The sequence below is a fragment of the Streptomyces sp. NPDC050264 genome (assembly GCF_040655895.1).
Lineage (GTDB): Bacteria > Actinomycetota > Actinomycetes > Streptomycetales > Streptomycetaceae > Streptomyces.
Window position 1 is genome coordinate 551,639 of the sequence record NZ_JBFAKV010000001.1, and the last position, 24,483, is coordinate 576,121.

Below are 24,483 nucleotides of genomic sequence, written 5' to 3' on the forward strand. Positions count from 1 at the left end.
GCGCGGCGGAGGTCCATCCGCCGTAAACCGTGAGGCCGTTCGGCGCGGTGACCGGCCCGGCCCGGGCCCGCGGTGTACCCATCGGACCATGTGGTACGCACAACAACCCGGCCGCCGCGCACGGCAGATCATCGGTGACGGCGCGGCCCTGCTGTGGACCGCCCTGTGGGCCGTGGCCGCGGTGGTCGCGCACCGGCTCATCAGCCTCGCCGCCCGGCCCGCCCCGCACCCCCGGCGCCTCTCGCCACGGATCCCGCTGCTCGGCCCCCGGATGAACGGCACCCTGCACGACGTCGCCCGGGCCGGCGACCGGCTCGCCGACGCCGCGCCCTCCGGGTCCGCGCCCGTTCAGGCACTCGCCGTGCTCGCGGCGGTCGCCCTGTTCGTCGTCCCGGTCGGCCTGCTGCTCGCCCTGTGGCTGCCGCGCCGCGTCCGCTGGACACGGCAGGCCGCCGCCGCCCGCGAACTGGCCGCCACCGAGGACGGCCGCGAACTGCTCGCGCTGCGCGCCCTGGTCCGCCCCCTCGACGAACTCGCCCGGTTCAGCGACGCGGGCCCCGGCCGTCTCGCCGAGGGCTGGCGGGAGGCCGATCCGGCGGTCCTGGACGCCCTGGCCGACGTCGAGTTGCGGCATCTGGGGCTGGGCACTTCCTGACGCACGCCGTACGTGGACGAAGGCCCCGGAACCGATGGGTTCCGGGGCCTTCAGCTACGTACAAGCACTGCTCACGCCTGCGGCAGTCGCTCCAACTGCGCCTGGATGCGGGCGATGTCCTCGTCCGCCTTGGCGAGACGTGCCCGGATGCCCTCGACGACGTTCTCCGGAGCCTTGCCCAGGAACTTCTCGTTGCCCAGCTTGCCCTCGGCCTGCGCCTTGTCCTTCTCGGCGGCGGCGAGGTCCTTGGCGAGCCGCTTGCGCTCGGCGGCCACGTCGATCGCGCCGGACAGGTCGAGCGCCACCTCGGCACCGGCCACCGGCAGCGTCGCCGTCGCGTGGAAGGCGTCGCCCTCCGGCTGCAGCTTCAGCAGTTGCCGGATGGCCGGCTCGTGCGAAGCGAGCGTGGTGCCGTCCAGGGTGAGCCGGGCCGGGACGCGCTGGCCCGCCTTGAGGCCCTGCTCGCCCTTGAAGCGGCGGACCTCGGTGACGACCTGCTTGAGCGTCTCGATCTCGCGCTCGGCGGCGTCGTCACGGAAGCCACTGTCCTTGGGCCAGTCGGCGACGACGACGGATTCGCCGCCGGTCAGCGTGGTCCACAGTGCCTCGGTGACGAACGGGACGATCGGGTGCAGCAGACGCAGCGTCACGTCCAGGACCTCGCCGAGGACCCGGCCGGACACCTTGGCCGGTTCGCCGCCCGCCATGAACGTCGTCTTCGACAGCTCGACGTACCAGTCGAAGACCTCGTCCCACGCGTAGTGGAAGAGCGAGTCGGAGACCTTGGCGAACTGGAAGTCGTCGTAGAACGCGTCGACTTCGGCCACCGTCTTGTTGAGCCGCGACAGGATCCACCGGTCGGTGGCCGTCATCTGCTCCGGCTCCGGCAGCGGGCCCTCGATCGTCGCGCCGTTCATCAGCGCGAAGCGCGTGGCGTTCCAGATCTTGTTCGCGAAGTTGCGGGAGGCCTGGACCCAGTCCTCGCCGATCGGCACGTCCGTGCCCGGGTTGGCACCGCGCGCGAGGGTGAAGCGCAGTGCGTCCGAGCCGTACTTGTCCATCCAGTCCAGCGGGTCAACCACATTGCCGAAGGACTTCGACATCTTCTTGCCGTTCTCGTCGCGGACGAGACCGGTCAGGGCGACCGTCTTGAAGGGGACCTCGCCGTCCATCGCGTACAGGCCGAACATCATCATCCGGACGACCCAGAAGAAGATGATGTCGTGGCCGGTGAGCAGGACGTCGGTCGAGTAGAACTTCTCCAGGTCCGGGGTCTGCTCGGGCCAGCCGAGCGTGGAGAACGGCCACAGACCGGAGGAGAACCAGGTGTCGAGGACGTCCTCGTCCTGTGTCCAGCCCTCGGCCTCGGTCCCCGGGGGCTGCTCGTCGGGGCCGACGCAGACGACCTGCCCCTCGGGCCCGTACCAGACCGGGATGCGGTGGCCCCACCACAGCTGGCGCGAGATGCACCAGTCGTTGAGGTTGTCGACCCAGTCGAAGTACCGCTTCTCCATCTCCTTGGGGTGGAGCGTGACGCGCCCGTCCCGGACGGCGTCGCCCGCGGCCTTGGCCAGCGTCTCGACCTTGACCCACCACTGCAGCGACAGGCGCGGCTCGATGGTGGTCCGGCAGCGCGAGCAGTGCCCGACGGAGTGCACGTACGGGCGCTTCTCGGCGACGATGCGGCCCTGCTGACGCAAGGCGTCCACGATGGCGGCGCGCGCCTCGAACCGGTCGAGCCCCTGGAACGGGCCGGGGACCGTGATGACCCCGCGCTCGTCCATGATCGTCATGGTCTCGAGGTCGTGCCGCTGTCCGATGGCGAAGTCGTTCGGGTCGTGGGCGGGCGTCACCTTGACGGCGCCGGTCCCGAACTCCGGGTCGACGTGCGTGTCCGCGACGACCGGAATGGTGCGGTCGGTGAGCGGCAGCTTGATGCGCTTGCCGATGAGGTGCGCGTACCGCTCGTCGTCGGGGTGCACGGCGACGGCGGTGTCACCGAGCATCGTCTCGACGCGGGTGGTCGCGACGACGACCGTCTCGTCCCCTTCGCCGTACTTCAGCGAGACGAGCTCGCCGTCGTCGTCCTGGTAGTCCACCTCGATGTCCGAGATGGCGGTCAGACAGCGCGGGCACCAGTTGATGATGCGCTCGGCGCGGTAGATCAGCTCGTCGTCGTAGAGCCGCTTGAAAATGGTCTGGACGGCGCTCGACAGGCCCTCGTCCATCGTGAACCGCTCACGCGACCAGTCGACGCCGTCGCCGAGGCGGCGCATCTGGCCGAGGATCTTGCCGCCGTACTCGCGCTTCCACTGCCAGACGCGGTCGACGAACTCCTCGCGGCCCAGGTCCTGCCGCGACTTGCCCTCCTCGGCGAGCTGCTGCTCCACCTTGTTCTGCGTCGCGATACCGGCGTGGTCCATGCCCGGCAGCCACAGCGCCTCGAACCCCTGCATGCGCTTGCGGCGGGTCAGGGCGTCCATCAGCGTGTGCTGGAAGGCGTGCCCCAGATGGAGCGATCCCGTCACGTTCGGCGGCGGAATGACGATCGTGTACGGCTCCTTCTCGCTCTTGGTGTCAGCGGTGAAGTAGCCCCGTTCCACCCAGCGCTCGTACAGCGCCCCCTCTACCTCGGCCGGCGCGTACTGGGTCGGCAGTTCGGAGGTGGGCGCTGGGTTCTGCTGCTGAGAGTTCTCGGTCACGGGGTCAGTTTAGAGGGGTCACAAGCTCGTACTGAAACCGATTCCGGGGGAACGAACCGCACGCACGTACGCCAGGATGTCGGAAGCACATAAACCACGGGAGGGAACCCCAGTAATGAGCCACAACCAGCCGGGCCCGTACGGGGGCCAGCCGCAGCAGCCACAGCAGCCCGGGCCGTACGGCCAGCAGCCGCAGCCGGGTCCGTACGGGCAGCCGCAGCAGCCCGGACCGTACGGCCAGCAGCCGCAGGCCCCGCAGCCCGGCTACGGGTACCCGCAACAGGCACCGCAGCCCGGCTACGGATATCCGCAGCAGGCTCCGCCCGGGGTTCCGCCGCAGCAGCCCTACAGCCAGCCCCAGCAGCCGGGCCCCTACGGCCAGCAGCCGCAGGACGTCTACGGGCAGTACCCGCCGGCTCCGCCGCAGGGAGGCGGCAAGAAGAAGACGGGCCTGATCATCGCGGCGGTCGCCGTGGTGGCCGCGCTCGGTGTGGGCGCGTACTTCGTGATCGGCGGGGGTGGCGGTGGCGCCTCGGTCGCGGATGACGGCGCGCACAAGCTGACCACTCCGGCGACGGTGCTGGGCGAGTACAAGAAGGACGCGAGCGAGACCGGCGGCTTCGACGACGAGGACATGAAGGACGCCGAGAAGGACGGCCTGAAGAACGGCAAGCCCGTCAACGCCAGCTACGAGGTCAAGGACTCCGCCAACCCGTTGGGCGGCAAGATCCTGCAGTTCCAGGGCGCGTACGGAGAGATCGACGACCCCGGGAAGCTCGTCGACGGCATGTTCGCCAAGGCGGCGGTGTCCGCGGCCAAGGACGACAGCGGCGACAGCAAGATGAAGGGGACGCTCGTCGGCGACCCCAGCGACTACAGCACCGACGACGTGATCCTGAAGTGCCAGGAAGTGAAGATCGAGAGCACCGACAGCTCGGCCAGCAGTGCGGGGACGCCCAAGGAGATGCACATGCCGGTCTGCATCTGGGGTGACCACAGCACGGTCGCGATGATCATGTCGGCGCAGGTATCGGACCTGATGTCGGGCAAGGCGCCGGATCTGAAGGCGGCCTCGGACATCGCTTCGAAGCTCCGCGAGGAAGTCCGCGTCCCGGCGTGACCCCACGGCCGTGACAGCACAGGAGAGGGGCCCCGGTCGGATGTCCGACCGGGGCCCCTCTCGTACGTCAACCGCGGCGCGGCTACGCCGACTTCTGCTCCCCGCCGCCGTTCCCCCGCACCTCGCGCGGGATCAGCGTCGGGTTCACGTTCGAGTGGACGGCGTCGGCGGTGATGACCACGCGCGCGACGTCCTTCCTCGACGGGACCTCGTACATCACCGACTGGAGGACTTCCTCCATGATGGCGCGCAGGCCGCGCGCTCCGGTGCGGCGCAGGATCGCCTGGTCGGCGATGGCCTCCAGGGCCTCGCGCTCGAAGTCCAGCTCCACGCCGTCGAGTTCGAAGAGGCGCTGGTACTGCTTGACCAGTGCGTTGCGCGGCTCGACGAGGATCTGCAGGAGCGCTTCGCGGTCCAGGTTGTGGACCGAGGTGATGACGGGGAGACGGCCGATGAATTCCGGGATCATCCCGAACTTCACCAGGTCCTCCGGCATGACCTCCTGGAACTGGTCCTTCTCCTCCAGTTCGCGCTTGGAGTGGATCGTCGCGCCGAAGCCGATGCCCTTGGCGCCGGCCCGCGACTCGATGATCTTCTCCAGACCGGCGAAGGCGCCGCCCACGATGAACAGCACGTTCGTCGTGTCGATCTGGATGAACTCCTGGTGCGGGTGCTTGCGGCCGCCCTGCGGCGGGACGGAGGCCGTCGTGCCTTCGAGGATCTTGAGGAGTGCCTGCTGGACACCCTCGCCGCTCACGTCGCGCGTGATCGACGGGTTCTCCGACTTGCGGGCCACCTTGTCGATCTCGTCGATGTAGATGATGCCCGTCTCGGCCTTCTTGACGTCGTAGTCGGCGGCCTGGATGAGCTTCAGCAGGATGTTCTCGACGTCCTCGCCGACGTAGCCCGCCTCCGTGAGCGCCGTCGCGTCCGCGATGGCGAACGGGACGTTCAGCATCCGGGCGAGCGTCTGCGCGAGGAGCGTCTTGCCCGAGCCGGTCGGGCCGAGGAGCAGGATGTTGGACTTCGCGAGTTCGATCGCGTCGTCGCGGTTGGCCGCTCCGCCGTTCTCACCGGCCTGGACGCGCTTGTAGTGGTTGTACACCGCCACGGAGAGCGCCTTCTTGGCGGCCTCCTGGCCTACGACGTACCCCTCGAGGAACTCGTAGATCTCGCGCGGCTTGGGCAGTTCCTCCCAGCGCACTTCACTTGTCTCTGCGAGCTCTTCCTCGATGATCTCGTTGCAGAGGTCGATGCACTCGTCGCAGATGTATACACCGGGGCCTGCGATGAGCTTCTTGACCTGCTTCTGGCTCTTTCCGCAGAACGAGCACTTGAGCAGATCGCCGCCGTCACCGATGCGTGCCACGAGGTGCTTCCCCTTCGCCTGGGAGACGCCACGTTCAGCGGCTCCTGGTGCCTGTATCCGACGGTACCTTGCCGGGCCCCCCGTTCGGGCCCCCCTTGGCACGGTTCACTTTGACGAGGACCCCTCGAAAGGCTCGAGGAGCTCACGAAGCCCGGTGAACCGTGCCGGGGAGTGGCAGACGATACAACGCCTCGTCAGGCGATTGCCTCGTTGTTCATCTTGCGCGTCGAGATGATCTGGTCGACCAGGCCGTACGCGAGCGCGTCCTCGGCCGTGAGGATCTTGTCACGCTCGATGTCCTCGCTGATCTTCTCCAGCGGGGTCGTCGAGTGCTTGGCCAGCATCTCCTCCAACTGCGTACGCATCCGGAGGATCTCGTTGGCCGCGATCTCCAGGTCGGAGAGCTGCTCGCGGCCGGTGCCGCCGGAGGGCTGGTGGATCAGCACACGGGCGTTCGGCAGCGCCATGCGCTTGCCCGGGGTGCCGGCGGCGAGCAGGACCGCGGCGGCCGAGGCGGCCTGGCCCATGCAGACCGTCTGGATGTCCGGCTTCACGAACTGCATCGTGTCGTAGATGGCCGTGAGGGCCGTGAACGAGCCGCCGGGGCTGTTGATGTAGATGGAGATGTCGCGGTCCGGGTCCATCGACTCCAGGCACAGCAGCTGCGCCATGACGTCGTTGGCGGAGGCGTCGTCGATCTGCACGCCGAGGAAGATCACGCGCTCCTCGAACAGCTTCGCGTACGGGTCGTACTCACGCACGCCCTGCGAGGTGCGCTCGACGAAGCGCGGGATCACGTAGCGGTTGTCGACCTGCGGGCCGGTGTAGAGGCCGCTGCCGGGGATGTTGTTCATGATGGTCCGTGTTCCGTCCTGGTGAGGGAGGCAGTGGGCTTGGGGCCGGTGCTGAGTCGGTGCGAACCGATCAGGCGCCCGTGCCGCCGCCGCCCGGAACACCCGTAGCGGCAGAGATGATCTCGTCGATGAGGCCGTACTCCTTGGCCTCGTCGGCCGTGTACCAGCGGTCGCGGTCACCGTCACGAATGATCGTCTCGATGGTCTGGCCGGAGTGCTCGGCCGTGATCCTCGCCATGCGGTGCTTCGTACGCAGCAGGTACTCGGCCTGGATCTTGACGTCGGAGGCCGTACCGCCGATGCCCGCGGAGCCCTGGTGCATCAGGATGTCGGTGTTCGGGAGCGCGAAGCGCTTGCCCGCCGTGCCGCCGGTGAGCAGGAACTGGCCCATCGAGGCCGCCATGCCCATACCGATGGTGATGACATCGTTCGGGATGTACTGCATGGTGTCGTAGATCGCCATGCCGGCCGTCACCGAACCACCGGGGCTGTTGATGTAGAGGTAGATGTCCTTGTCCGGGTCCGCGGCAAGGAGCAGCATCTGCGCGGTGATCTTGTTGGCGATGTCGTCGTCGACCTGCTGGCCGAGGAAGATGATCCGCTCGCCGAGCAGCCGGTTGTAGACATGGTCGCCGAGGCCACCGCCGATGGACGGCTCGCCGGCGGCGGAAGGCATCAGATTCGTCACGTATCCACCTGCTCGTCTCTGACGGCCTCGTGCCGTCTTGCGTCTCTTACTGAGGCCGGGGCCCTCGCTCGGAGACTCCCCTGCCCTCGTATTCATGGACCCTAACGCGCAGCCCCCTCCGGGGAATCCCGCAGAAGGAACTGTTCGCTGTGAGCGCAGGTCGCTGCGCCCCTTCAGGGCGCGGCAGGCCCCCGGGACCGAAGTCCCGGGGGCCTGCCGTGCGACTGAGGGAGGCTCAGGCCTCCGTCTTCTCCTCGGCGGAGTCGGTGGACTCGGCGGCGGCCTCGGTGGCCTCCGTCTCGTCCTCGTCGTCCTCGAGGTCGACGACCTCGCCGTTGGTGTCCTTGACGGTGGCGGACTCGACGACCACGGCAAGAGCCTTGCCGCGGGCGACCTCGCCGACCAGCATCGGGACCTGGCCGCCTTCGACGACGGCCTGGGCGAACTGGTCGGGCGACATGTTGGAGGAAGCGGCGCGACGCATGAGGTGCTCGGTGAGCTCCTCCTGGTTCACGTTCAGCTTCTCCTTGTTGACGAGCTCGTCGAGGACGAACTGCGTCTTGATGCCCTTGACCGCCTGCTCGCGGGTCTCGGCGTCGAACTCCTCGACCGTCTTGCCCTGGATCTCGAGGTACTTCTCGATGTCGAGGCCCATCTGGCCGAGCTGGTGGTGCTCGAGGTTGTGCTTGCGGGTCTGGACCTCGTCCTCGAGCAGCTTCTCGGGAACGGGGACCTCGACCAGCTCGAGCAGCTTCTCCAGGACGCGCTCCTGAGCCTGCGTGGCCTGGTCGTACTGCTTCATGTTCTCGAGGCGCTTGCGGCTGTCGGCCCTGAGCTCGTCGAGGGTGTCGAACTCGGAGGCGAGCTGGGCGAACTCGTCGTCCAGGGCCGGGAGTTCACGGGCGGCGACCTGGGTGACCTTGACGGTGACCTCGGCCTCCTTGCCCTCGGCGGAGCCGCCCTTGAGCTCGGAGGTGAAGGTGGCCTCGCCACCGGCCTCCAGGCCCTTGACGGCCTCGTCGATGCCTTCGAGGAGCTCGCCGGAACCGATGGTGTAGGAGACGCCGGAAGCGACGCCGTCCTCGAGGACCTCGCCCTCGACCTTGGCCTCGAGGTCGATCGTCACGACGTCGCCGTCCTCAGCGGCACGCTCGACCGGGGAGGTCGAGGCGAAGCGCTCCTGGAGCTGCTCCACGGACTTGTCGACGTCCTCTTCGGTGACCTCGACGGCGTCGACCTCGACCTCGATACCGGAGTAGTCCGGGATCTCGATGGCCGGGCGGATGTCGACCTCGGCGGTGAAGTTCAGCGTTTCGCCGTCCTTCAGCTCCGTGATGTCGACCTCGGGCTGGCCCAGGACGTTGAGCTCCGCCTCGTTGACCGCGTCGGTGTAGAACTTCGGAAGCGCGTCGTTGACCGCTTCCTCCAGAACAGCACCGCGGCCGAACCGCTGGTCGATGATGCGGGCGGGGATCTTGCCCTTGCGGAAGCCCTTCACCGTGACCTGCTGGTTGATCTTCTTGTACGCCGCGTCGAGGCTGTCCTTGAGCTCCTCGAAGGGCACCTCAATGCTGAGCCGAACCCGGGTCGGGTTCAGGGTCTCGACGGCGCTCTTCACGGTTCGGTCTCCTTGGGGGCTGACTTTAGGGATCGTGCCCGGCTTAGAGACACACGGGCATGCAGCTTGCATAGTAACGGCACGCCGGAGCACACCCACAACGCGATCTTGTGGTTCGGTCCGGCTGAGACGCCCGTGGAGGGTCCGCGGTCGTCGTGTCGCCGCGGCAACGCTGGTCGGGGTGGCGGGATTTGAACCCACGGCCTTCCGCTCCCAAAGCGGACGCGCTACCAAGCTGCGCCACACCCCGTCGGTGCGACACGTAGGGTACATGCCCGCGGACGGCGCGGCTGCCGCATTGCGCAGCGCACCGCGGGGCACCGCGTGAGCGTGGTGTGAGGCATGTCGCGGTGCGCGGCAATGGGTGTGCGAGCGGGGCCCCGGACCCGCTACGATGCTTTCCGTGCCGCGGTCGGTGACCTGGGGCGCAAGCTGTGCGGGTGTAGCTCAATGGTAGAGCCCTAGTCTTCCAAACTAGCTACGCGGGTTCGATTCCCGTCACCCGCTCTCGATCAAGGCCTCCGGCCCGGTTCCGCCCACGGCGGACCGGGCCGGGGGCTTTTTCGCGCCCCCCGGCCTGCGACCTGCTCGCCGGTGCTCAGAAATTGATAGCGCTGATACTGCTCGCGACGGAGTTGAGGAAGTTGTTGATCGCGGGCGCCATTCCGGTCGAGGCCAGGAAGAAGCCGAAGAGCACCGCCACTATGGCGGGCCCCGCCTTGATCGAGCCGCCGCGCATCAGCACCACGAGGACGATCGCCAACAACAGCACCACTGACAGCGAAATGGCCACACTGATCACACCCTAGGTCGGTCCGCTCTCCCGGCCCGGGGGGCACAGCCCCGCACACCCCCCGCCAGAACCATCGTGCCACCAACGAGGCCTCGGTATGCGGCCGGTGACGCATCGTCGGCCACGCGCGCGTGGGAGCGCGGGGGCCGCGCACCCTTGGGGCGCATGAGCCGTGCACGTCGGCGGGGTCGTCGCGCGGTGCGCGGGGGCGCGTAATTCGGCTTGATCGTTTCCATCGCCGCACATGCGGCCCACACGTGCCCTTCGCATACCACTCCCGCTTTTCCCGCATTTTCCCCCTGTCGCGCGCACAGGAAATCCGTAGGAATCGGCGGCTGAATAGCGGCCCTCGCAGTCGCATCCAATGCGGTGTGACAATTACGGACCAACCGGACAGCCGATGCGAGCCGACCCGAGGGTGTTATGCGCCCTTTAAGAGGGATTAGCCGCGCGATAACGGACAGATCGGCAATGGCTCGATGTCATACGACGTGATGATGACTTCTTCGAATCCGGGGTATCCGGGGCCGATAAGGAGGATTCGAGTTGAGGGTTTTACGAAATCGCACAGGCCCCACTAGGGTGCCTCAGATGTTCCACACTGCCATGACCCCCGCCGGCGCAGTGCGGTCCCGGATCGTCTCCCCGAGCTCCTGGTGGGAGGGCCTGTGACCAACTCGCTGTACCCCCACGGCTCACACAGCGCCCCGCTGCCCGCAGCCGCGGTCACGTCCCCCGGAACCACTTCCGCCCCGTCCCCCGCTTCCGCTCCCCCCGCATCCGCACCGGCCCCCGCTCCGGCCGGCGCCGCCAGACCCAAGCAGCGGGACGCGTTCTTCGACAACGCCAAGTACCTGGCCATCGTGTTCGTCGCGATGGGTCATTCCTGGGAACCCCTGACGGACGGCAGCCGTACCGCCGAAGCGCTGTACATGATCGTCTACACGTTCCACATGCCGGCGTTCATCATCATTTCCGGCTACTTCTCGCGCAGCTTCGACATGCGGCCGGACCGGCTCAGGCGCCTGATCACCGGCGTCGCCGTGCCGTACGTCCTCTTCGAGGTCGCGTACACGCTCTTCAAGCGGACCGCCGGGGACGACCCCGACTATCCGTTCAGCCTGCTCGACCCGTGGTTCCTGACCTGGTTCCTGGTCGCGCTGTTCGTGTGGCGGCTCACCACTCCCCTGTGGAAGGTCATCCGCTGGCCGGTCCCGGTCGCCCTGGCCATCGCCGTGCTCGCGTCGGTCTCGCCCGACATCGGTGACGACCTCGACCTGCAGCGCGTGCTGCAGTTCCTCCCCTTCTTCGTGCTCGGCCTGTTCATGAAACCGGAGCACTTCCAGCTGGTGCGGCGGCGCGAGGTGCGGATCCTGTCCGTGCCGATCGCGGCGTGCGCGCTCGTGCTGGCGTACTGGGCCGCTCCGCGGATGACCTCCGCGTGGTTCTACCACCGCGACAGCGCGCAGGAGCTGGGCGCCCCGTGGTGGGCCGGTGTCGTCATGACGCTCGCCCTGCTCGGCTGCTCGCTCGTGCTCACCGCGTGCTTCTTCGCGTGGGTGCCGCGGCGCAAGATGTGGTTCACGGTGCTCGGCGCCGGAACCCTGTACGGGTACCTGCTGCACGGGTTCCTCGCGAAGGGGTCCCGGTTCTGGGGCTGGTTCGACGCGGACTGGGTGCACGAGCCGTACGGCCAGGTCGCCGTCACGGTCATCGCCGCCGCGGTCGTGACCGTGCTGTGCACGCCGCCCGTGCGGCGCGTCTTCCGCTTCGCCATGGAGCCGAAGATGGAGTGGGCCTTCAAGAAGGACGCCGCCCAGCTGGCCCGGGCGCGCAACCAGGGCTAGGAGCCCAGACCCAGAAGTGCGCGCATCGTCGCGTACTTCCGGGTCAGGCGGGCCCGCGTCAATTCGTCGAGGACCGCCAGGCGGGCCGGGTCCGCGTTGTGGGCCAGGTCCGCTTCCTTGACCAGCAGGGCGCCGGGCGTCGACAGGATGCGGGACGCGTACGCCTGCGGGGGCTCGCCCGGCTGCTTCGTCAGGGCCCGGACTATCGCCTTGGTCTCCTCCGTCAGCGCGGCCTCCGCCAGCCATTCCTCGGTGAGGGCGTCGTCCTCCACGGCGTCGTGCAGCCACGCCGCCGCCACCTGCTCCTCGGTACCGCCTCGCGACTCGACACCTCCGGCCACGGCGCCGAGGTGCTCGGCGTAGGGCCGCCCGGCCTTGTCCTGCTGGCCGGCGTGGGCCCGGCGGGCCAGGGCCTCGATCTCCCGCAGCGTCATCATGGGGCGACCCTAGACGCAGGTCTTCTACGGTGCTCCCCTCATCGCGCGACGTGCGGGGAGGGCCGTCGCCGCGAGGCCGAGGACCAGGGCCGCCCCGGCGGGACGTACGGGCCCTCGACGCGGTCGTCCCCCGTGTGCACCCGGACCGTGGGCGTACCCGAAAGGGCGTGTGCCACTTGGGACTTGAGGGTGTCGGCGGTGGAGCCGTCCTTCGGGAGCACGGCGATGGCGTCGATCCGGCCGGGGTGTCCCGACGTGCCGAGGGCCTCGGAGCCGGAAGGGCCCATCACGGCGGTGAACGTGCCCCTGGGCAGGGCGAGTTCGATGCCGCGCAGGGCGTGGACGGCGGAGCTTCCGCGGCCGTAACTGCGGCGCACGCCGCGGAGTTCGACGGCCCGGTTCCCGGCGGGCGCGGCGACGAGGCCCTCGCTCGGCTCATGCCGCCGCTTCTTGCGCACGCCCATGGGTCCGCCCTTCGTACGTCGCGGGTCGTTGTGATCGACGTGCTCGACGCATCGGACGTACGGATTCCGAGGGCCCGGCGACCGTGAGGGCGGCTGGCGGATCAAGGGTGGGGAGAACCCACGGCCGACGCTTCCCCGAAGCCTCCAGCACTCCTTTGGTAAGCTAACTATTGACGCTTTCTTGACGCTCCCTTTGCCAAAAGTGGTTCCGCGTACCACCCCATACCAAGGAGGAACGGGCCCATCGGACACGCAGACACCTTGATCGCCATGGGTGGCGCCTTTCTCGCCGCCGCCGTCCTCGCCCGCCTCGGCGGGCGCATCGGACTCCCCACCATCCCCCTGTTCATCCTGGCCGGGATCCTCCTCGGCCCGCACACACCCGGCATCGTGCTCGTCGCCGACCCGCACGACCTGGAGATGCTCTCCGCGCTCGGCCTGGTGCTGCTGCTCTTCTACCTCGGCCTCGAATTCCATCTGGACGACCTCAAGGCCGGCGGCCGCAAGATGGCCGTCGCCGGAGCGACCTACCTCGTCCTGAACGTCGGCGCCGGCCTCGGTTTCGGATTCGCCCTCGGCTGGGGCACCTCCGAAGCTCTGGTCCTCGCCGGGGTGCTCGGGATCTCCTCGTCGGCCATCGTCACCAAGGTGCTCGTGGACACCGGGCGGCTCGGCAACCCCGAGACCAGGCCGATCCTCGGCATCATCGTGGTCGAGGACATCTTCCTCGCGCTCTATCTGGCGGCGCTGCAGCCGATCCTCTCCGGTGCCGACTCACTGGCGGCCGCGGTCATGGACGGCGGCAAGGCGTTCGGCTTCCTGCTGCTGCTCGCGCTCGCGGCGCGGTACGGCACGAAGGTCGTCGGCAAGCTGTTCAACACCAAGGACGACGAGCTTCTGGTGATCTCGTTCCTCGGCGCCGCGGTGTTCGTGGCCGGGGTCTCGGAGTGGTTCGGGGTCGCCGACGCCATCGGCGCGTTCATGGTCGGTCTGATGCTCGGCTCGACCACGTCCGGCGAGCGGATCCGCAAGCTCGTCCATCCGTTGCGGGATGCCTTCGGCGCCATCTTCTTCTTCGCGTTCGGGCTGTCGATCGACCCCGGGGACCTGCCGAGTGTGGTCTGGCCCGTGCTCGCCGCCGTCGCGGTGACGCTGGTGATGAATGTGCTGGCGGGGCTCGGTGCGGCCCGGGTGTACGGGTTCGGGCCCGGGCCCGCCGCGAACATCTCCACGACGCTGCTTGCGCGGGGTGAGTTCGCGTTGATCCTGGCCACGATGGCCGCCGGCGCGGGCCTGGACCAACGCCTGTCGCCCTTTATCGCGGGGTATGTGCTGGTGTTGGCGGTGCTCGGGCCGCTGGCGGCGGGGCGCTCCGCCTGGTTGGCCCGCATCTTGCCGGGCGCTGCCGCGCGGGAACCCGAGCCTGAGCGGGTGGGGGCCGGGGTGTGACGGCTTCCCGCCGTGGGGGTGGGATCTCGATGCCGGGTGCGCGCCCAGCCACGACGAGAGTCGCGCCCGGCGCTGGTGGGATCCCCTGCGGCGGGCGGGCGGGTTACGCGTCGCGGCAGAGCAGGAGCAGTGCCCTGTCGTCGTTGACGTCTTTGGCCACCGCTTCGATGAGGTGCCACGCCGCCCCGTGGAAGCCGCCCTGTACATAGCGGTCGGCCTCCCCCGTCAGCCGGTCGATCCCTTCGGAGATGTCCCGTTCGGAGGTCTCCACCAGGCCGTCGGTGAAGAGCATCAGGACATCGCCGGGGCGCAGCGTGCCCTTCGTGGCGTCGAAGTCGGCGCCGTCGTAGACGCCGAGGAGCGGGCCCTCGGCGGCCTTCTCCTCCCAGCGGCCGGTGCCGGCGCTGAGCTGGAGGCCCGGCGGGTGGCCGGCCGAGTAGAGCTCGTAGTCGCCGGACTCCAGGTCGAGGACGAGGTGGATGGAGGTCGCGAAGCCCTCGTCCCAGTCCTGGCGCAGGAGGTAACCGTTGGCGGCGGGCAGGAAGGCGTGCGGCGGGAGCGAGCCGAGGAGGCCGCTGAACGCTCCTGCCAGGAGCAGGGCGCGCGAGGCCGCGTCCATGCCCTTGCCCGACACGTCGGTGAGGACGACTTCGAGCGTGCGGCCGTGGTTCGTGCGGGCCGCGACCACGAAGTCGCCGGAGAACGACTGGCCGCCGGCCGGGCGCAGCGCCATCTCGCGGTGCCAGCCCGACGGCAGCTTCGGCAGCCTGCTCTGCGTACGGATCCGCTCGCGCAGGTCGAAGAGCATCGTGCCGCCGCGCCGCCAGGGCACCCCGACGCGGCTGCGGAACTGCGCTATGAGCAGGCCGAAGAAGCCGCAGGCCGCGACCGTGAGGACGGTGCCGGGGGTGACGCCGGCCGCGCGCTGCGAGTAGGGGCCGAGCTGTACGGACTCCACGATCAGCGCCGCGGCGGCGGCCGCGTACAGGCCGAGCAGGCTGGCCGGGCGCAGCACCAGGCCGCCCGCGACGATCGGCAGGACGAGGACGGTGGGCGTGCACCAGACCGGGTTCAGGATCGTGAAACAGGTGATCAGCGGGACCGTGAGCAGCAGTCCGACGAGCGCGATCCAGTCCGAGCCGTCGCCGCGGAAGTAGTCCACCCCGGATTTGCGCACGGCTGTGCGGACCCGGTGCACACGCATTCTCATCCGAGCCGGAAACGTCTCTGCTGCCGAGCGCTGCTCTCGCGCGCGCCGCTCTCGTCGTACCGCCATTGCTCGTGGACCTTATCCATCGGGCCTGGGCCTGTGCACGGGTGGTCCCACTTGTCCCCCTTTTCGGGCCCCCCGCGCGTCGCTTCGCCGGCCGGTAAATTCGCTCGCTCCTGTCCCGGTTGCCCTGGTAGGGATGGCATATGACGAGCGACGTGCGCGTGCTGTGCCAGGACGAATGGGAGCGCTGGTACGCCAGGCTCGAGGTGGCCTTCGGCGGGGTGCCCGAGTCGCCGCAGGAGCAGCGGTTGTGGAAGGACCTGACGGAGGTCGACCGCTCGGTCGGGGTGTGGGAGGGCGAGGAGTGCGTGGGCACCGCGGGTGCCTTCTCGTTCCGGGTCTCGGTGCCCGGCGGCGCGTTCGTGGACGCCGCGGGCGTGACCATGGTGAGCGTCGCGGCGACGCATCGCAGGCGCGGCATCCTCACGTCGATGATGCGCCGCCAGCTCGACGACGTACGGGCCTGGGGCGAGCCGCTCGCGGTGCTGACCGCGTCCGAGCCGGCGATCTACGGGCGGTTCGGCTACGGCATCGGGAGCCGGCAGGCGTACCTGAGCATCGACTCCTCGCGGGTACGGATCGACGTCCCGGCCGGGGCGGACGACGTGCGGCTGCGGTTCGTGGACCCGGCGGAGGCGGCCGAGCGGTGCGAGGCCGTGTACCTGCGCCTGATCGGCACGCGGCCCGGCATGCTCGCGCGCGGGCCCGGCTGGGAGCGGCTGCCGCTGCTCGACCCGCCGGAGGGGCGCGGCGGGGCGTCGCCGCTGCAGTGCGTCGTCGCCGAGCGGGGTGGGGAGACGGTCGGCTTCGCCCGGTTCCACAACAAGCCTGAGTCGGAGTGGGCGGTGCCGCACGGCCGCATCCAGGCGCAGGAGGTCACCGCGCTCGACCCGGCGGCGTACGGGGCGCTGTGGCGGTTCCTCTGCGACATCGACCTGACGTCGACGGTGGAGGTGCGCAACCGCCCCGTGGACGATCCGGTGCTGTCGATGGTCTCCGACATCCGTCGCTGCGGGGTGCGCGTGCGGGACTCGATGCACGTACGTCTGGTGGAGGTGGGGGCCGCCCTCGAAGCGCGTACGTATCTCACGCCCGTGGACGTCGTGTTCGAGGTCGAGGACGTCTTCTGCCCCTGGAATCAGGGTCGTTGGCGGCTCTCCGGCGACGCGAAGGGCGCGTCGTGCGAACGGACCACGGAGCCCGCCGATCTCGCCCTGTCCGTACGGGAGTTGGGCGCGGCCTATCTCGGCGACACGTCACTGGCCGAGCTGGCCGGGGCGGGGCGGGTGCGCGAACTGCGGCAGGGGGCGCTCGCGGAGGCGGCGGTGGCGTTCGGGTCGCCGGTCGCGCCGTGGCTGCAGCACGGGTTCTAGTAGGCGCCCGGGGGCTGGCAGGCCGGGCACCAGAAGAGGTTGCGGGCGGCCAGCTCCGCCGTGCGGATCCCGGTGCCGCACAGGTGGCAGGGCTGGAGCGCGCGGCGGTAGACGTAGACCTCGCCGCCGTGGTCGTCCACGCGCGGCGGGCGGCTCATCGCCTCGGGGGTGTGCTCGGGGCGGACCGTGTCGATGCGGTTGTGGCGGACGCCCTCGCGCATCAGCGCCACCAAGTCGTCCCAGATCGCGGCGAGTTGGGCCTGGGTGAGGTTCTTGCCCGGGGTGTACGGGTCGATGCCGTGACGGAAGAGGACCTCGGCCCGGTAGACGTTGCCGACGCCGGCGATGACCTTCTGGTCCATGAGGAGCGCGGCGATCGTCGTACGGCTGCGGCTGATGCGCGCGTACGCCCTGGCCGGGTCGGCGTCGGGGCGCAGCGGGTCCGGGCCGAGGCGGTCGTGTATCGCCTGCTTCTCGGGGTCCGTGATCAGGGCGCAGGTCGTGGGGCCGCGCAGGTCCGAGTAGTACGTGTCGTTGCGCAGGCGCAGGCGGACCGTGTCGGTCGGGGGCGGGGCCGGGGTCTCGCCGAGGGTGTACTTGCCGAAGAGTCCCAGGTGGATGTGGATCCAGGAGGCTCCGAGCTGGAGGAAGAGGTGTTTGCCGTGCGCTTCCGTGCCGATGAGTTCTTGGCCGGTCAGTAGTTCGGCCGCGTCGGAGAACTTGCCCTGCGGGCTGCTGACCTGGGTTTTCCGTCCCGCGAAACGCTCGGCGTGGTCCTGGGCCAGGCGGTGGATCGTGTGGCCCTCGGGCACGGCTCTTCCTCTCGGGGCGGGCACGAATGAGGCGCTTGCGGCGCGGGGCACGGGGCTCTGCCCCGGACCCCGCTCCTCAATCGTGTGAGGGGCTCATTCGGGGTGGTGGTCCGGGATCGCCGGGAGCTCGCCCGTCTCCTCGTAGTGCGCCAGCATGTCGATGCGGCGCTGGTGGCGCTCCTCGTTCGAGTACGGGGTGCTCAGGAAGATCTCGACGAACTTCGTCGCGTCCTCCTCGCTGTGCATGCGGCCGCCGATGGAGATCACGTTCGCGTTGTTGTGCTCGCGGCCGAGCGCCGCGGTCTGCTCGCTCCAGGCGAGGGCCGCACGGACGCCCTTGACCTTGTTCGCGGCGATCTGCTCACCGTTGCCGGAGCCGCCGATCACGATGCCCAGGGAGTCCGGGTCCGCCGCCGTCTTCTCCGCGGCGCGGAGGCAGAACGGGGGGTAGTCGTCCAGGGCGTCGTAGATGTGGGGTCCGCAGTCGACGGGCTCGTGGCCATGGGCCGTGAGCCATTCGACCAGGTGGTTCTTGAGTTCGTAGCCGGCATGATCCGAGCCGAGGTACACGCGCATGGGTCCGAGTGTGGCACGCCTCGGGCCGGGTAGCCGCGACCGGGGGCGGAACCATGGTCATCCGGAAGTGGGACGCACGTAACGAAGACAACAATCCGGAGTCAGGTCTTCCGCCCCGCACCTTTCTGCGCTTTGAATGCCAGGGCTCGTACCCCGAGAACCTAAGGATCCGTTCATGACTTCGCAGTCATCCCTTGCGACGGAAGAGACTCCGCCCGGCGGCCCCGAAGGGCCGGGCGGCGGAGCAGACGGTGGCGACGGCCTGAAAGCCGGGCTGAAGAACCGGCATCTGTCCATGATCGCCATCGGCGGTGTGATCGGCGCCGGCCTCTTCGTCGGCTCCGGCTCCGGTATCGCCGCGGCGGGCCCGGCCATCCTGATCTCGTACGCCCTCGTCGGCGCGATGGTCGTCCTCGTGATGCGGATGCTGGGCGAGATGGCGGCGGCCCGGCCGACCTCCGGATCCTTCTCCGCCTACGCCGATCAGGCGCTCGGGCGCTGGGCCGGTTTCTCCATCGGCTGGCTGTACTGGTTCTTCTGGGTCGTGGTGCTCGCCGTGGAGGCGACCGCGGGGGCCAAGATCCTGAACGGCTGGGTGCCGGGCGTTCCGCAGTGGGGCTGGGCACTGATCGTGATGATCGTGCTCACCGTCGTGAACCTGGCGGCAGTCGGCAGTTACGGCGAGTTCGAGTTCTGGTTCGCGGGGATCAAGGTCGTCGCCATCGGCGCGTTCGTGATCATCGGCCTGCTCGCCGTCTTCGGCGTGCTGCCGGGCTCGGACAACCCGGGCAGCGGGTTCGCGCATCTGACGGATTCCGGCGGCTTCTTCCCCAAGGGGCCCGGCGCGATCCTGACCGGTGTGCTGATGGTCGTCTTCTCCTTCATGGGCAGCGAGATCGTCACGCTCGCCGCCGGTGAGTCCGAGGACCCGCAGAAGGCCGTCACCCGCGCCACCAACTCGGTGATCTGGCGCATCGGCATCTTCTACCTCGGCTCGATCTTCGTCGTCCTGACGCTGCTGCCGTGGGACGACGCCTCGATCCTGAAGGACGGCTCGTACGTCGCCGCCCTCAACTCGATAGGCATCCCGCACGCCGGGCAGGTCATGGACGTCATCGTGCTGACGGCCGTCCTGTCGTGTCTGAACTCCGGGCTCTACACCGCCTCCCGGATGGCCTTCTCGCTCGGGCAGCGCGGGGACGCGCCGAAGGCGTTCGCGAAGACCACCTCGCGGGGTGTGCCGCGGACCGCGATCCTCGGCTCCGTCGTCTTCGGGTTCCTCGCCGTGTGGTTCAACTACCAGTGGCCGGACACGGTCTTCAACTTCCTGCTCAACTCCTCCGGTGCGGTCGCCCTGTTCGTGTGGCTCGTCATCTGCTTCACGCAGTTGAAGATGCGCGGCATCATCCTGCGCGAGCAGCCGGAGAAGCTCGTCGTGAAGATGTGGCTCTTCCCTTACCTGACGTGGGCGACGATCGCGATGATCTCGTTCGTGCTCGTCTACATGCTGACGGATGACGCCGGACGGGAGCAGGTGCTGCTTTCCCTGCTGGTGGCTGTGGTCGTGGTCGGGATCTCGTTCGTACGGGAACGGGTGCAGCGGTCAACTCGCTGACCGTCCACGCCTGTGGTGGCCGAGGTCCGGGGCTCTGCCCCGGGCCCCGCTCCTCAACGGCCGGAGGGGCTGCCGGTCAGTACCGTGAACGTGCTCTTCACCTGCTCGTACGTCTTACGCGCCCGCGCCTCCACCTGCGGCTGGTACCAGGTGCCTATCTGGTAGGACTGCGAGCCCTGCTCGAAGCCGAGCAGTTCCGCGTGCCAGCGCTCTCCCTTGAGGGTGAAGAGGTACTCCCAGACCACCGCGGGACGGCCCCGGAAGGTCGTGCGGTTCAGGCGGATCTTCTCGTAGTCCTGGCCCTGGTGGGCGTCGCGTTCCGCCTTCTGCCAGGTCGCCAGGAGGTCGTCCTTCGCCAGCGCCGACTGGGCCACCAGTTCCTGTGTGCCGTCCGGGGACGTGTAGTGCACCTCGGACGCCGTCTTCACCACCCGCTCCCAGCCCTTCGGCGGCACCCAGGCGTACCCCGCCTCGCGGCGCGCACCGGGCGGCAGCGACGGGGAGGCCGTCGGCGGACGTGAGGTGCCCTCGACCGTGGGCGGGCGGGTCGTGGCCGTCGAGGCCCCCGCCGCCTGTTGGTCGCCGCCGGACGGGCCGTCGCCCGGGAGGGTGAGGACGAGGGCCGCGGCGATGCCCGCTGCCAGCACTCCCCCGGCGGCGAGCAGCGTGACGCGGCGGCGCTTCGGCCGCGGGCCGGGCGGCGGAACGGGCGGGCGCAGGTCTTCCTTCCCGAGCGGCGTCGCCGGCTCTGTCGGGGCCTTGTGTGCCGGGGCCCTGTCCGGTATCCCGGACCGGGGCGGAGGCTGCTGCGGCGGCGGCTCGACCGGACGGCGCAGGCCGATGTCGAGCGTAGGAGTCCTGCGGTACGGCTCCGGGGGCGCGACCGGGACCGGATCCGGTGCCGGCGGGTCGAGGGCTTCCAGGATCGCGTCCAGGTCGGGGCGGTCCTCCGGCTCCTTCGCCAGGAGGCCGGTGAGGAGCGGGCCCAGCCTGCCCGCCTCGGGCGGCAGCCGCGGCTCCTCGTACAGAACGGCGTGCAGGGTCGCGAGGGTGGTGTCGCGGCTGAACGGGGAGCTGCCGCCGAGCGCCGCGCACAGGGTCGTCCCCAGGGACCACAGGTCGGAGGGCGGGCCCTGCGGGCGGCCCGAGATCCGCTCGGGCGCCATGTAGTCGGGCGAGCCGACGAGCATGCCGACCATGGTGAGCGCCGTGGTGTCCTGGATCGCCGCGATACCGAAGTCGGTGAGCATGACGCGGCGCCGCCCGGCCCGTTCGAGCATGACGTTGCCCGGCTTGATGTCACGGTGCAGGACGCCGCCGCCGTGCACCGGGCGCAGCGCCTCGGCGAGCCCCCGGCCGATCTCCGCGACCGCGTCCACGCTCAGCGGGCCGTCCTCGGCGAGGACCTGCTCCAGGGAGCGGCCGTCGACCAGTTCCATGACGATCCACAGGCGTTCGCCCTCGTCCACCACGTCGTACACGCGCACCACGTTGGGATGGTCGATGCGGGCCGTCGCGCGGGCCTCGCGCAGGGTGCGCTCGCGGCGGGTGCGGGCGTCCTCGGGGTCGAGCCCGTCGATGCGCATCTCCTTGACGGCGACGGGCCGGTCCAGCATCTCGTCCACCGCGCGCCACACGCGCCCCATGCCGCCCTGGCCTATGTGTTCGTCCAGGCGGTAGCGCGCTGCCACCACCAGTCCCCTGACGCCTCCACTCGCATTTCCTGGCAATCGACTGCACCCCCGAAACACATAAGTGACACTTCGCGCCGTCCCAGCATAGTGCGGAGAAATCTTGTGGTACCTCTTCAAGTACTGCGAATTCGGACGCAGTTGGGGAAGCTCAGGAAAGACCTAGGGGGACGAACATGAGTTCAAGGCGTCACGTCAAAATTGCCGGTTCACTGCTTACCGCGACGATCTCGACGGTACTGATCCTGCCTTTCGCCGCTGTCGCGGACGACGGGCCCGGTCCGGTGAGCAGCGAGGGCGGCAAGGCCGTGGACACGGCACCCGCGGGCGTGAAACTGACCACGGGTCTTTCCGAGAAGATCTCGGTCGACAATTCGACCAAGGAGACGAAGAATCTCGTCGCCGGTCTCAGCAACAAGGGCACCAAGGACAGCGGCAAGGCCAACCTGCTCGTCGTCGGTTTCGACGGAATGGTGATCAAGGATGTGCCGGGCTGTTCGGCGATCACCGAGGCGAAGCTGCCGAAGGGTTCGAACAGCGGATTCAGCTGCGCGATCGACAATCTCGCACCCGGAAAGTCCAAGAACTATCAGGTTTCCGCGACGTTCGATCTCGCGAAGACCGGAAAGGTCTGTCTGCCGGTGACGAGCGCGGACGGCAAGAAGACTTTCTGGCAGCAGGGGCCCGTACCGTTCGGCACGACGAGTCCCTCGCCCAACGCGCCCGTGACACCGCTGCTGCTCGGCACCGAGAACAAGCCCGCCGCTCCGGCCGGGGACCAGGGCGGCGACAAGAGCGGTGACAAGGGCGGCAGCGGCCAGGAGACCCTGCCGTCGACCGGCCCCAGGGAGGACGTGCTGCCGCTCGGCGCGACGGGTGCCGCGCTGCTCGCCGCCGGTGGGGCCGGCCTGTGGTGGGCGACACGGAAGCCGGTCTCGGCACGCTGAAGGAGCGCCGGAAAAGCTGACGGCGCCTGTCAGGTTATGCGGGCACAGTACGTGCCATGACGACGCATGACGACAGCTCCTCCGGCGGCCGGTCCTCCGAGAGCGGGGCCGCGCCCGGCACCGGCTCCGCTCTCGTGTTCCGGCCGGGCGACACCGGCTACGACGACGAACTCGCCGGATTCCAGACCGGGTTCGTCCACCGGCCCGACGTGATCTTCGCGGCGGCCGGCGCGGACGACGTGGTGGCCGCCGTGCGGCACGCGGCGGCCGGGCGGCTCCCGGTCGGCGTCCAGTCCACCGGCCACGGCCTGCCGGGCGACGCCGAGGGCGGGGTCCTCATCAGTACGCGCCGGATGGGCGAGGTCACCGTGGACGCGGCGGCCGGCACCGTCCGGGTCGGCGCGGGCGCCCGCTGGGGCGATGTCGCGCGGGCGGCCGCGGAGCACGGCCTCGCCCCGCTCAACGGGTCGGCGCCGGGCGTGGGCGCCGTCGGCTACATCCTGGGCGGCGGACTCGGCATCCTGGCAAGGGAGTTCGGCTACACCGCCGATCATGTACGGGCCGTCGACGTGGTGACCGCCGACGGCGCGGCCCGGCACGTCACCGCCGACAGCGACCCGGAACTCTTCTGGGGCCTGCTCGGCGGCGGCGCCAACCTCGGTGTGGTGACCGCGCTGGAGGTCGGCCTGGTGCCGGTGACCCGGCTGTTCGGGGGCTTCCTCGCCCACGACGGGCGCGCCACCGACCCGGCGGACATCCTGCGCGCGTACGCGGAGTGGACGGCGACCGTGCCGCCCACCCTCACCTCCTCGCTCGCCGCGCTCGTCCACCCGGACCTGCCGATGCTGCCGCCGCATCTGCGCGGGCAGTACGTGGTCTCGGTGCGGGTCGCGTTCACCGGCACCGCCGAGGAGGGCGAGCGGCTGGTGGCGCCGCTGCGGGCGGCGCTCGGGCCCGCCGTCACGGACACCCTGCGCGAGATGCCCTACGGCGAGAGCCACACGATCCACAACGACCCGGACTTCCCGCACGCGTACTACGGGGACAGCGTGTTCCTCGGCGGGCGAGTCGGTGAAGGGGGTGGTGAACGGGGCGCCGATCTGGACGTCGCCGCCGTCGCCGAACTGTTCGCCCTGTGCGGGCCCGCGGCCGACGCGATGCACGTGGTCCAGCTCAACCACCTGGGCGGCGCCCTGTCGCGACCCGCGCCGAACGCGGTGCCCTACCGGGACGCGGGCTGGCTGGTGCGGATCCTGTCGCCGCTCGACGGGTCCGGCAAGGACGCCGCGCGGGCCCATCAGGCGCGGGCGTTCGGCGCCGTCGAGCCGGACACCGTCGGGCGCTCCCTCAACTTCGCCTTCGGCGGCGGGGACCGTACGGAAGGGCTGTACGACGCCGGTACGCGAAAGAGGCTCGCCGATCTGAAGGCCGCGTACGACCCGGCGAACCTCTTCCGGAGGAACTACAACGTGCGGTGACTGCTTACTTGTTGGCGAACTTCCATGCGGTGGGCAGCGCGCCCATCGCCAGGGCCGCCTTCAGGGCGTCGCCGATCAGGAACGGGGTGAGGCCGGCGGCGATCGCGGCCGTCAGGCTCATGCCGGTGGAGAGCGCCAGGTACGGGACGCCGATCGCGTAGATGATCGCCTCGCCGAGCAGCATCGTGCCCGCGGTGCGCAGCGCCGAGCGGTCGCCGCCGCGGCGGGCGAGGGAGCCCACGACGGTCGCGGCGAGCAGCATGCCGAGCACGTAGCCGAACGACGGCATGGAGTATCCGGAGCCGCCCTCGGCGAACCACGGCATACCGGCCATGCCCGCGAGCGCGTACAGGGCGATCGAGAGGAAGCCGCGGCGGGCGCCGAGCGCGGTGCCGACGAGGAGCGCGGCGAAGGTCTGCCCGGTGACCGGCACCGGCGAGCCCGGCACGGGGATCGCTATCTGCGCGGCGATACCGGTGAGGGCGGCGCCGCCGACGACCAGCGCGATGTCCTTGGTGCGGGAGGCGGGGATGAGGTCGGCCAGGACCTTGCCCGGGCGGGCGACTGCTGCGGTGGCGGTGGCGGTGCTCATGGGGACTCCGCGTTCTGAGAGGCGCCTTGGGGGCGGGCGGGCAAGGTGGGACTACGTGACGCTATCCCAGGGGAGTTGAGCCGATCACGGTCGCCGGTCGACAAAGGCTCGGGCCGGGTGTTGGTGGACT

Annotated in this window: 20 protein-coding genes, 2 tRNA genes and 1 pseudogene; 9 read left to right on the forward strand and 14 right to left on the reverse strand. The window is 69.7% G+C overall.

Annotated elements, in window-relative coordinates:
* Window positions 1-88: 88 nt before the first annotated feature.
* Window positions 89-655, forward strand: coding sequence for a hypothetical protein (locus tag AB0J02_RS02480; protein WP_363191642.1), 567 nt, complete (start codon window positions 89-91; stop codon window positions 653-655).
* Window positions 656-726: 71 nt separating this feature from the next.
* Here AB0J02_RS02480 and AB0J02_RS02485 read toward each other — a convergent pair whose 3' ends face one another.
* On the reverse strand, window positions 727-3,357 hold the full coding sequence (locus tag AB0J02_RS02485) for a valine--tRNA ligase (RefSeq protein ID WP_363191643.1): 2,631 nt from the start codon (window positions 3,355-3,357) through the stop codon (window positions 727-729).
* 115 nt (window positions 3,358-3,472) lie between these two features.
* On the opposite strand from AB0J02_RS02485, the gene AB0J02_RS02490 reads away from it, so the two are divergent.
* A complete protein-coding gene (locus AB0J02_RS02490) occupies window positions 3,473-4,477 on the forward strand; it encodes a hypothetical protein (protein WP_363191644.1) in 1,005 nt (334 codons plus the stop codon).
* 82 nt (window positions 4,478-4,559) lie between these two features.
* Here the strand turns inward: AB0J02_RS02490 and clpX are convergent, their stop codons facing one another.
* The 5 genes from clpX to AB0J02_RS02515 all read right to left on the reverse strand — a co-directional run bounded on the left by clpX (window position 4,560) and on the right by AB0J02_RS02515 (window position 9,256).
* The gene (gene clpX / locus AB0J02_RS02495) at window positions 4,560-5,846 is read right to left on the reverse strand and encodes an ATP-dependent Clp protease ATP-binding subunit ClpX (protein WP_363191645.1); all 1,287 of its coding nucleotides are present in this window, start codon (window positions 5,844-5,846) and stop codon (window positions 4,560-4,562) included.
* Between the two features lie 194 nt (window positions 5,847-6,040).
* On the reverse strand, window positions 6,041-6,700 hold the full coding sequence (locus tag AB0J02_RS02500; protein ID WP_164303251.1) for an ATP-dependent Clp protease proteolytic subunit: 660 nt from the start codon (window positions 6,698-6,700) through the stop codon (window positions 6,041-6,043).
* A 70-nt stretch (window positions 6,701-6,770) separates the two neighbouring features.
* Window positions 6,771-7,376: an ATP-dependent Clp protease proteolytic subunit gene (locus tag AB0J02_RS02505; RefSeq protein WP_363191771.1), complete on the reverse strand. Its 606-nt coding sequence runs from the start codon at window positions 7,374-7,376 to the stop codon at window positions 6,771-6,773.
* A 247-nt stretch (window positions 7,377-7,623) separates the two neighbouring features.
* Window positions 7,624-9,006 (reverse strand): trigger factor, encoded by a 1,383-nt coding sequence (gene tig / locus AB0J02_RS02510; protein ID WP_363191647.1) that lies wholly within the window; start codon window positions 9,004-9,006, stop codon window positions 7,624-7,626.
* Between the two features lie 173 nt (window positions 9,007-9,179).
* A tRNA-Pro gene (locus AB0J02_RS02515) sits at window positions 9,180-9,256 on the reverse strand.
* Between the two features lie 186 nt (window positions 9,257-9,442).
* On the opposite strand from AB0J02_RS02515, the gene AB0J02_RS02520 reads away from it, so the two are divergent.
* Window positions 9,443-9,513, forward strand: a tRNA-Gly gene (locus AB0J02_RS02520).
* Window positions 9,514-9,604: 91 nt separating this feature from the next.
* On the opposite strand, the gene AB0J02_RS02525 is transcribed toward AB0J02_RS02520, so the two are convergent.
* Entirely contained in the window at window positions 9,605-9,799 is a 195-nt protein-coding gene (locus AB0J02_RS02525; RefSeq protein WP_161301056.1) for a hypothetical protein, read from the reverse strand.
* 668 nt (window positions 9,800-10,467) lie between these two features.
* Here AB0J02_RS02525 and AB0J02_RS02530 point away from each other — a divergent pair.
* Entirely contained in the window at window positions 10,468-11,646 is a 1,179-nt protein-coding gene (locus tag AB0J02_RS02530) for an acyltransferase family protein (protein ID WP_363191648.1), read from the forward strand.
* On the opposite strand, the gene AB0J02_RS02535 is transcribed toward AB0J02_RS02530, so the two are convergent.
* Both AB0J02_RS02535 and AB0J02_RS02540 read right to left on the reverse strand, forming a co-directional pair.
* Window positions 11,643-12,083, reverse strand: coding sequence for an HD domain-containing protein (locus AB0J02_RS02535; protein ID WP_363191650.1), 441 nt, complete (start codon window positions 12,081-12,083; stop codon window positions 11,643-11,645). The two genes, AB0J02_RS02530 and AB0J02_RS02535, sit on opposite strands and share 4 nt — an antisense overlap.
* 272 nt (window positions 12,084-12,355) lie before the next feature.
* Window positions 12,356-12,547: pseudogene (locus AB0J02_RS02540) on the reverse strand (ABC transporter ATP-binding protein); the annotation flags it as partial.
* 270 nt (window positions 12,548-12,817) lie between these two features.
* Between AB0J02_RS02540 and AB0J02_RS02545 the strand changes: the two are divergent.
* Window positions 12,818-13,996 carry a cation:proton antiporter gene (locus AB0J02_RS02545; RefSeq protein ID WP_363191651.1) on the forward strand — a complete coding sequence of 393 codons (1,179 nt, stop codon included), beginning with the start codon at window positions 12,818-12,820 and terminating at the stop codon, window positions 13,994-13,996.
* Window positions 13,997-14,099: 103 nt separating this feature from the next.
* Here the strand turns inward: AB0J02_RS02545 and AB0J02_RS02550 are convergent, their stop codons facing one another.
* Complete coding sequence (locus tag AB0J02_RS02550) at window positions 14,100-15,272, reverse strand: PP2C family protein-serine/threonine phosphatase (protein WP_363191652.1); 1,173 nt, start codon at window positions 15,270-15,272, stop codon at window positions 14,100-14,102.
* A gap of 140 nt (window positions 15,273-15,412) precedes the next feature.
* On the opposite strand from AB0J02_RS02550, the gene AB0J02_RS02555 reads away from it, so the two are divergent.
* Window positions 15,413-16,642: a GNAT family N-acetyltransferase gene (locus tag AB0J02_RS02555; protein ID WP_363191653.1), complete on the forward strand. Its 1,230-nt coding sequence runs from the start codon at window positions 15,413-15,415 to the stop codon at window positions 16,640-16,642.
* Here AB0J02_RS02555 and AB0J02_RS02560 read toward each other — a convergent pair.
* Both AB0J02_RS02560 and AB0J02_RS02565 read right to left on the reverse strand, forming a co-directional pair.
* The gene (locus AB0J02_RS02560; RefSeq protein WP_363191654.1) at window positions 16,639-17,454 is read right to left on the reverse strand and encodes a DNA-formamidopyrimidine glycosylase family protein; all 816 of its coding nucleotides are present in this window, start codon (window positions 17,452-17,454) and stop codon (window positions 16,639-16,641) included. The two genes, AB0J02_RS02555 and AB0J02_RS02560, sit on opposite strands and share 4 nt — an antisense overlap.
* Window positions 17,455-17,547: 93 nt before the next feature.
* Window positions 17,548-18,030, reverse strand: coding sequence for a ribose-5-phosphate isomerase (locus AB0J02_RS02565; protein WP_363191655.1), 483 nt, complete (start codon window positions 18,028-18,030; stop codon window positions 17,548-17,550).
* A 175-nt stretch (window positions 18,031-18,205) separates the two neighbouring features.
* Here AB0J02_RS02565 and AB0J02_RS02570 point away from each other — a divergent pair, with 175 nt between their 5' ends.
* On the forward strand, window positions 18,206-19,645 hold the full coding sequence (locus tag AB0J02_RS02570) for an amino acid permease (protein WP_363191656.1): 1,440 nt from the start codon (window positions 18,206-18,208) through the stop codon (window positions 19,643-19,645).
* A gap of 53 nt (window positions 19,646-19,698) precedes the next feature.
* On the opposite strand, the gene AB0J02_RS02575 is transcribed toward AB0J02_RS02570, so the two are convergent.
* Complete coding sequence (locus tag AB0J02_RS02575; protein WP_363191657.1) at window positions 19,699-21,339, reverse strand: serine/threonine-protein kinase; 1,641 nt, start codon at window positions 21,337-21,339, stop codon at window positions 19,699-19,701.
* 173 nt (window positions 21,340-21,512) lie between these two features.
* Here AB0J02_RS02575 and AB0J02_RS02580 point away from each other — a divergent pair, with 173 nt between their 5' ends.
* Together AB0J02_RS02580 and AB0J02_RS02585 are read left to right on the forward strand one after the other, a co-directional pair.
* The gene (locus AB0J02_RS02580) at window positions 21,513-22,283 is read left to right on the forward strand and encodes a hypothetical protein (RefSeq protein ID WP_363191658.1); all 771 of its coding nucleotides are present in this window, start codon (window positions 21,513-21,515) and stop codon (window positions 22,281-22,283) included.
* A 56-nt stretch (window positions 22,284-22,339) separates the two neighbouring features.
* Window positions 22,340-23,761 carry an FAD-binding protein gene (locus AB0J02_RS02585; RefSeq protein ID WP_363191659.1) on the forward strand — a complete coding sequence of 474 codons (1,422 nt, stop codon included), beginning with the start codon at window positions 22,340-22,342 and terminating at the stop codon, window positions 23,759-23,761.
* 4 nt (window positions 23,762-23,765) lie between these two features.
* Here the strand turns inward: AB0J02_RS02585 and AB0J02_RS02590 are convergent, their stop codons facing one another.
* Window positions 23,766-24,353 (reverse strand): biotin transporter BioY, encoded by a 588-nt coding sequence (locus AB0J02_RS02590; RefSeq protein WP_363191661.1) that lies wholly within the window; start codon window positions 24,351-24,353, stop codon window positions 23,766-23,768.
* Between the last annotated feature and the right edge of the window lie 130 nt (window positions 24,354-24,483).

What these genes read in the sequence shown, in the direction of transcription:
- AB0J02_RS02580 (WP_363191658.1), top strand. Translation starts at nt 21,513, where the DNA reads ATGAGTTCAAGGCGTCACGTCAAAATTGCCGGTTCACTGCTTACCGCG.
- AB0J02_RS02505 (WP_363191771.1), bottom strand. Translation starts at nt 7,376, where the DNA reads ATGCCTTCCGCCGCCGGCGAGCCGTCCATCGGCGGTGGCCTCGGCGAC.
- AB0J02_RS02535 (WP_363191650.1), bottom strand. Translation starts at nt 12,083, where the DNA reads ATGATGACGCTGCGGGAGATCGAGGCCCTGGCCCGCCGGGCCCACGCC.
- AB0J02_RS02490 (WP_363191644.1), top strand. Translation starts at nt 3,473, where the DNA reads ATGAGCCACAACCAGCCGGGCCCGTACGGGGGCCAGCCGCAGCAGCCA.
- AB0J02_RS02545 (WP_363191651.1), top strand. Translation starts at nt 12,818, where the DNA reads ATGGGTGGCGCCTTTCTCGCCGCCGCCGTCCTCGCCCGCCTCGGCGGG.
- AB0J02_RS02585 (WP_363191659.1), top strand. Translation starts at nt 22,340, where the DNA reads ATGACGACGCATGACGACAGCTCCTCCGGCGGCCGGTCCTCCGAGAGC.
- AB0J02_RS02570 (WP_363191656.1), top strand. Translation starts at nt 18,206, where the DNA reads ATGACTTCGCAGTCATCCCTTGCGACGGAAGAGACTCCGCCCGGCGGC.
- AB0J02_RS02500 (WP_164303251.1), bottom strand. Translation starts at nt 6,700, where the DNA reads ATGAACAACATCCCCGGCAGCGGCCTCTACACCGGCCCGCAGGTCGAC.
- AB0J02_RS02565 (WP_363191655.1), bottom strand. Translation starts at nt 18,030, where the DNA reads ATGCGCGTGTACCTCGGCTCGGATCATGCCGGCTACGAACTCAAGAAC.
- AB0J02_RS02590 (WP_363191661.1), bottom strand. Translation starts at nt 24,353, where the DNA reads ATGAGCACCGCCACCGCCACCGCAGCAGTCGCCCGCCCGGGCAAGGTC.
- AB0J02_RS02555 (WP_363191653.1), top strand. Translation starts at nt 15,413, where the DNA reads ATGACGAGCGACGTGCGCGTGCTGTGCCAGGACGAATGGGAGCGCTGG.
- AB0J02_RS02480 (WP_363191642.1), top strand. Translation starts at nt 89, where the DNA reads ATGTGGTACGCACAACAACCCGGCCGCCGCGCACGGCAGATCATCGGT.
- AB0J02_RS02550 (WP_363191652.1), bottom strand. Translation starts at nt 15,272, where the DNA reads ATGGCGGTACGACGAGAGCGGCGCGCGCGAGAGCAGCGCTCGGCAGCA.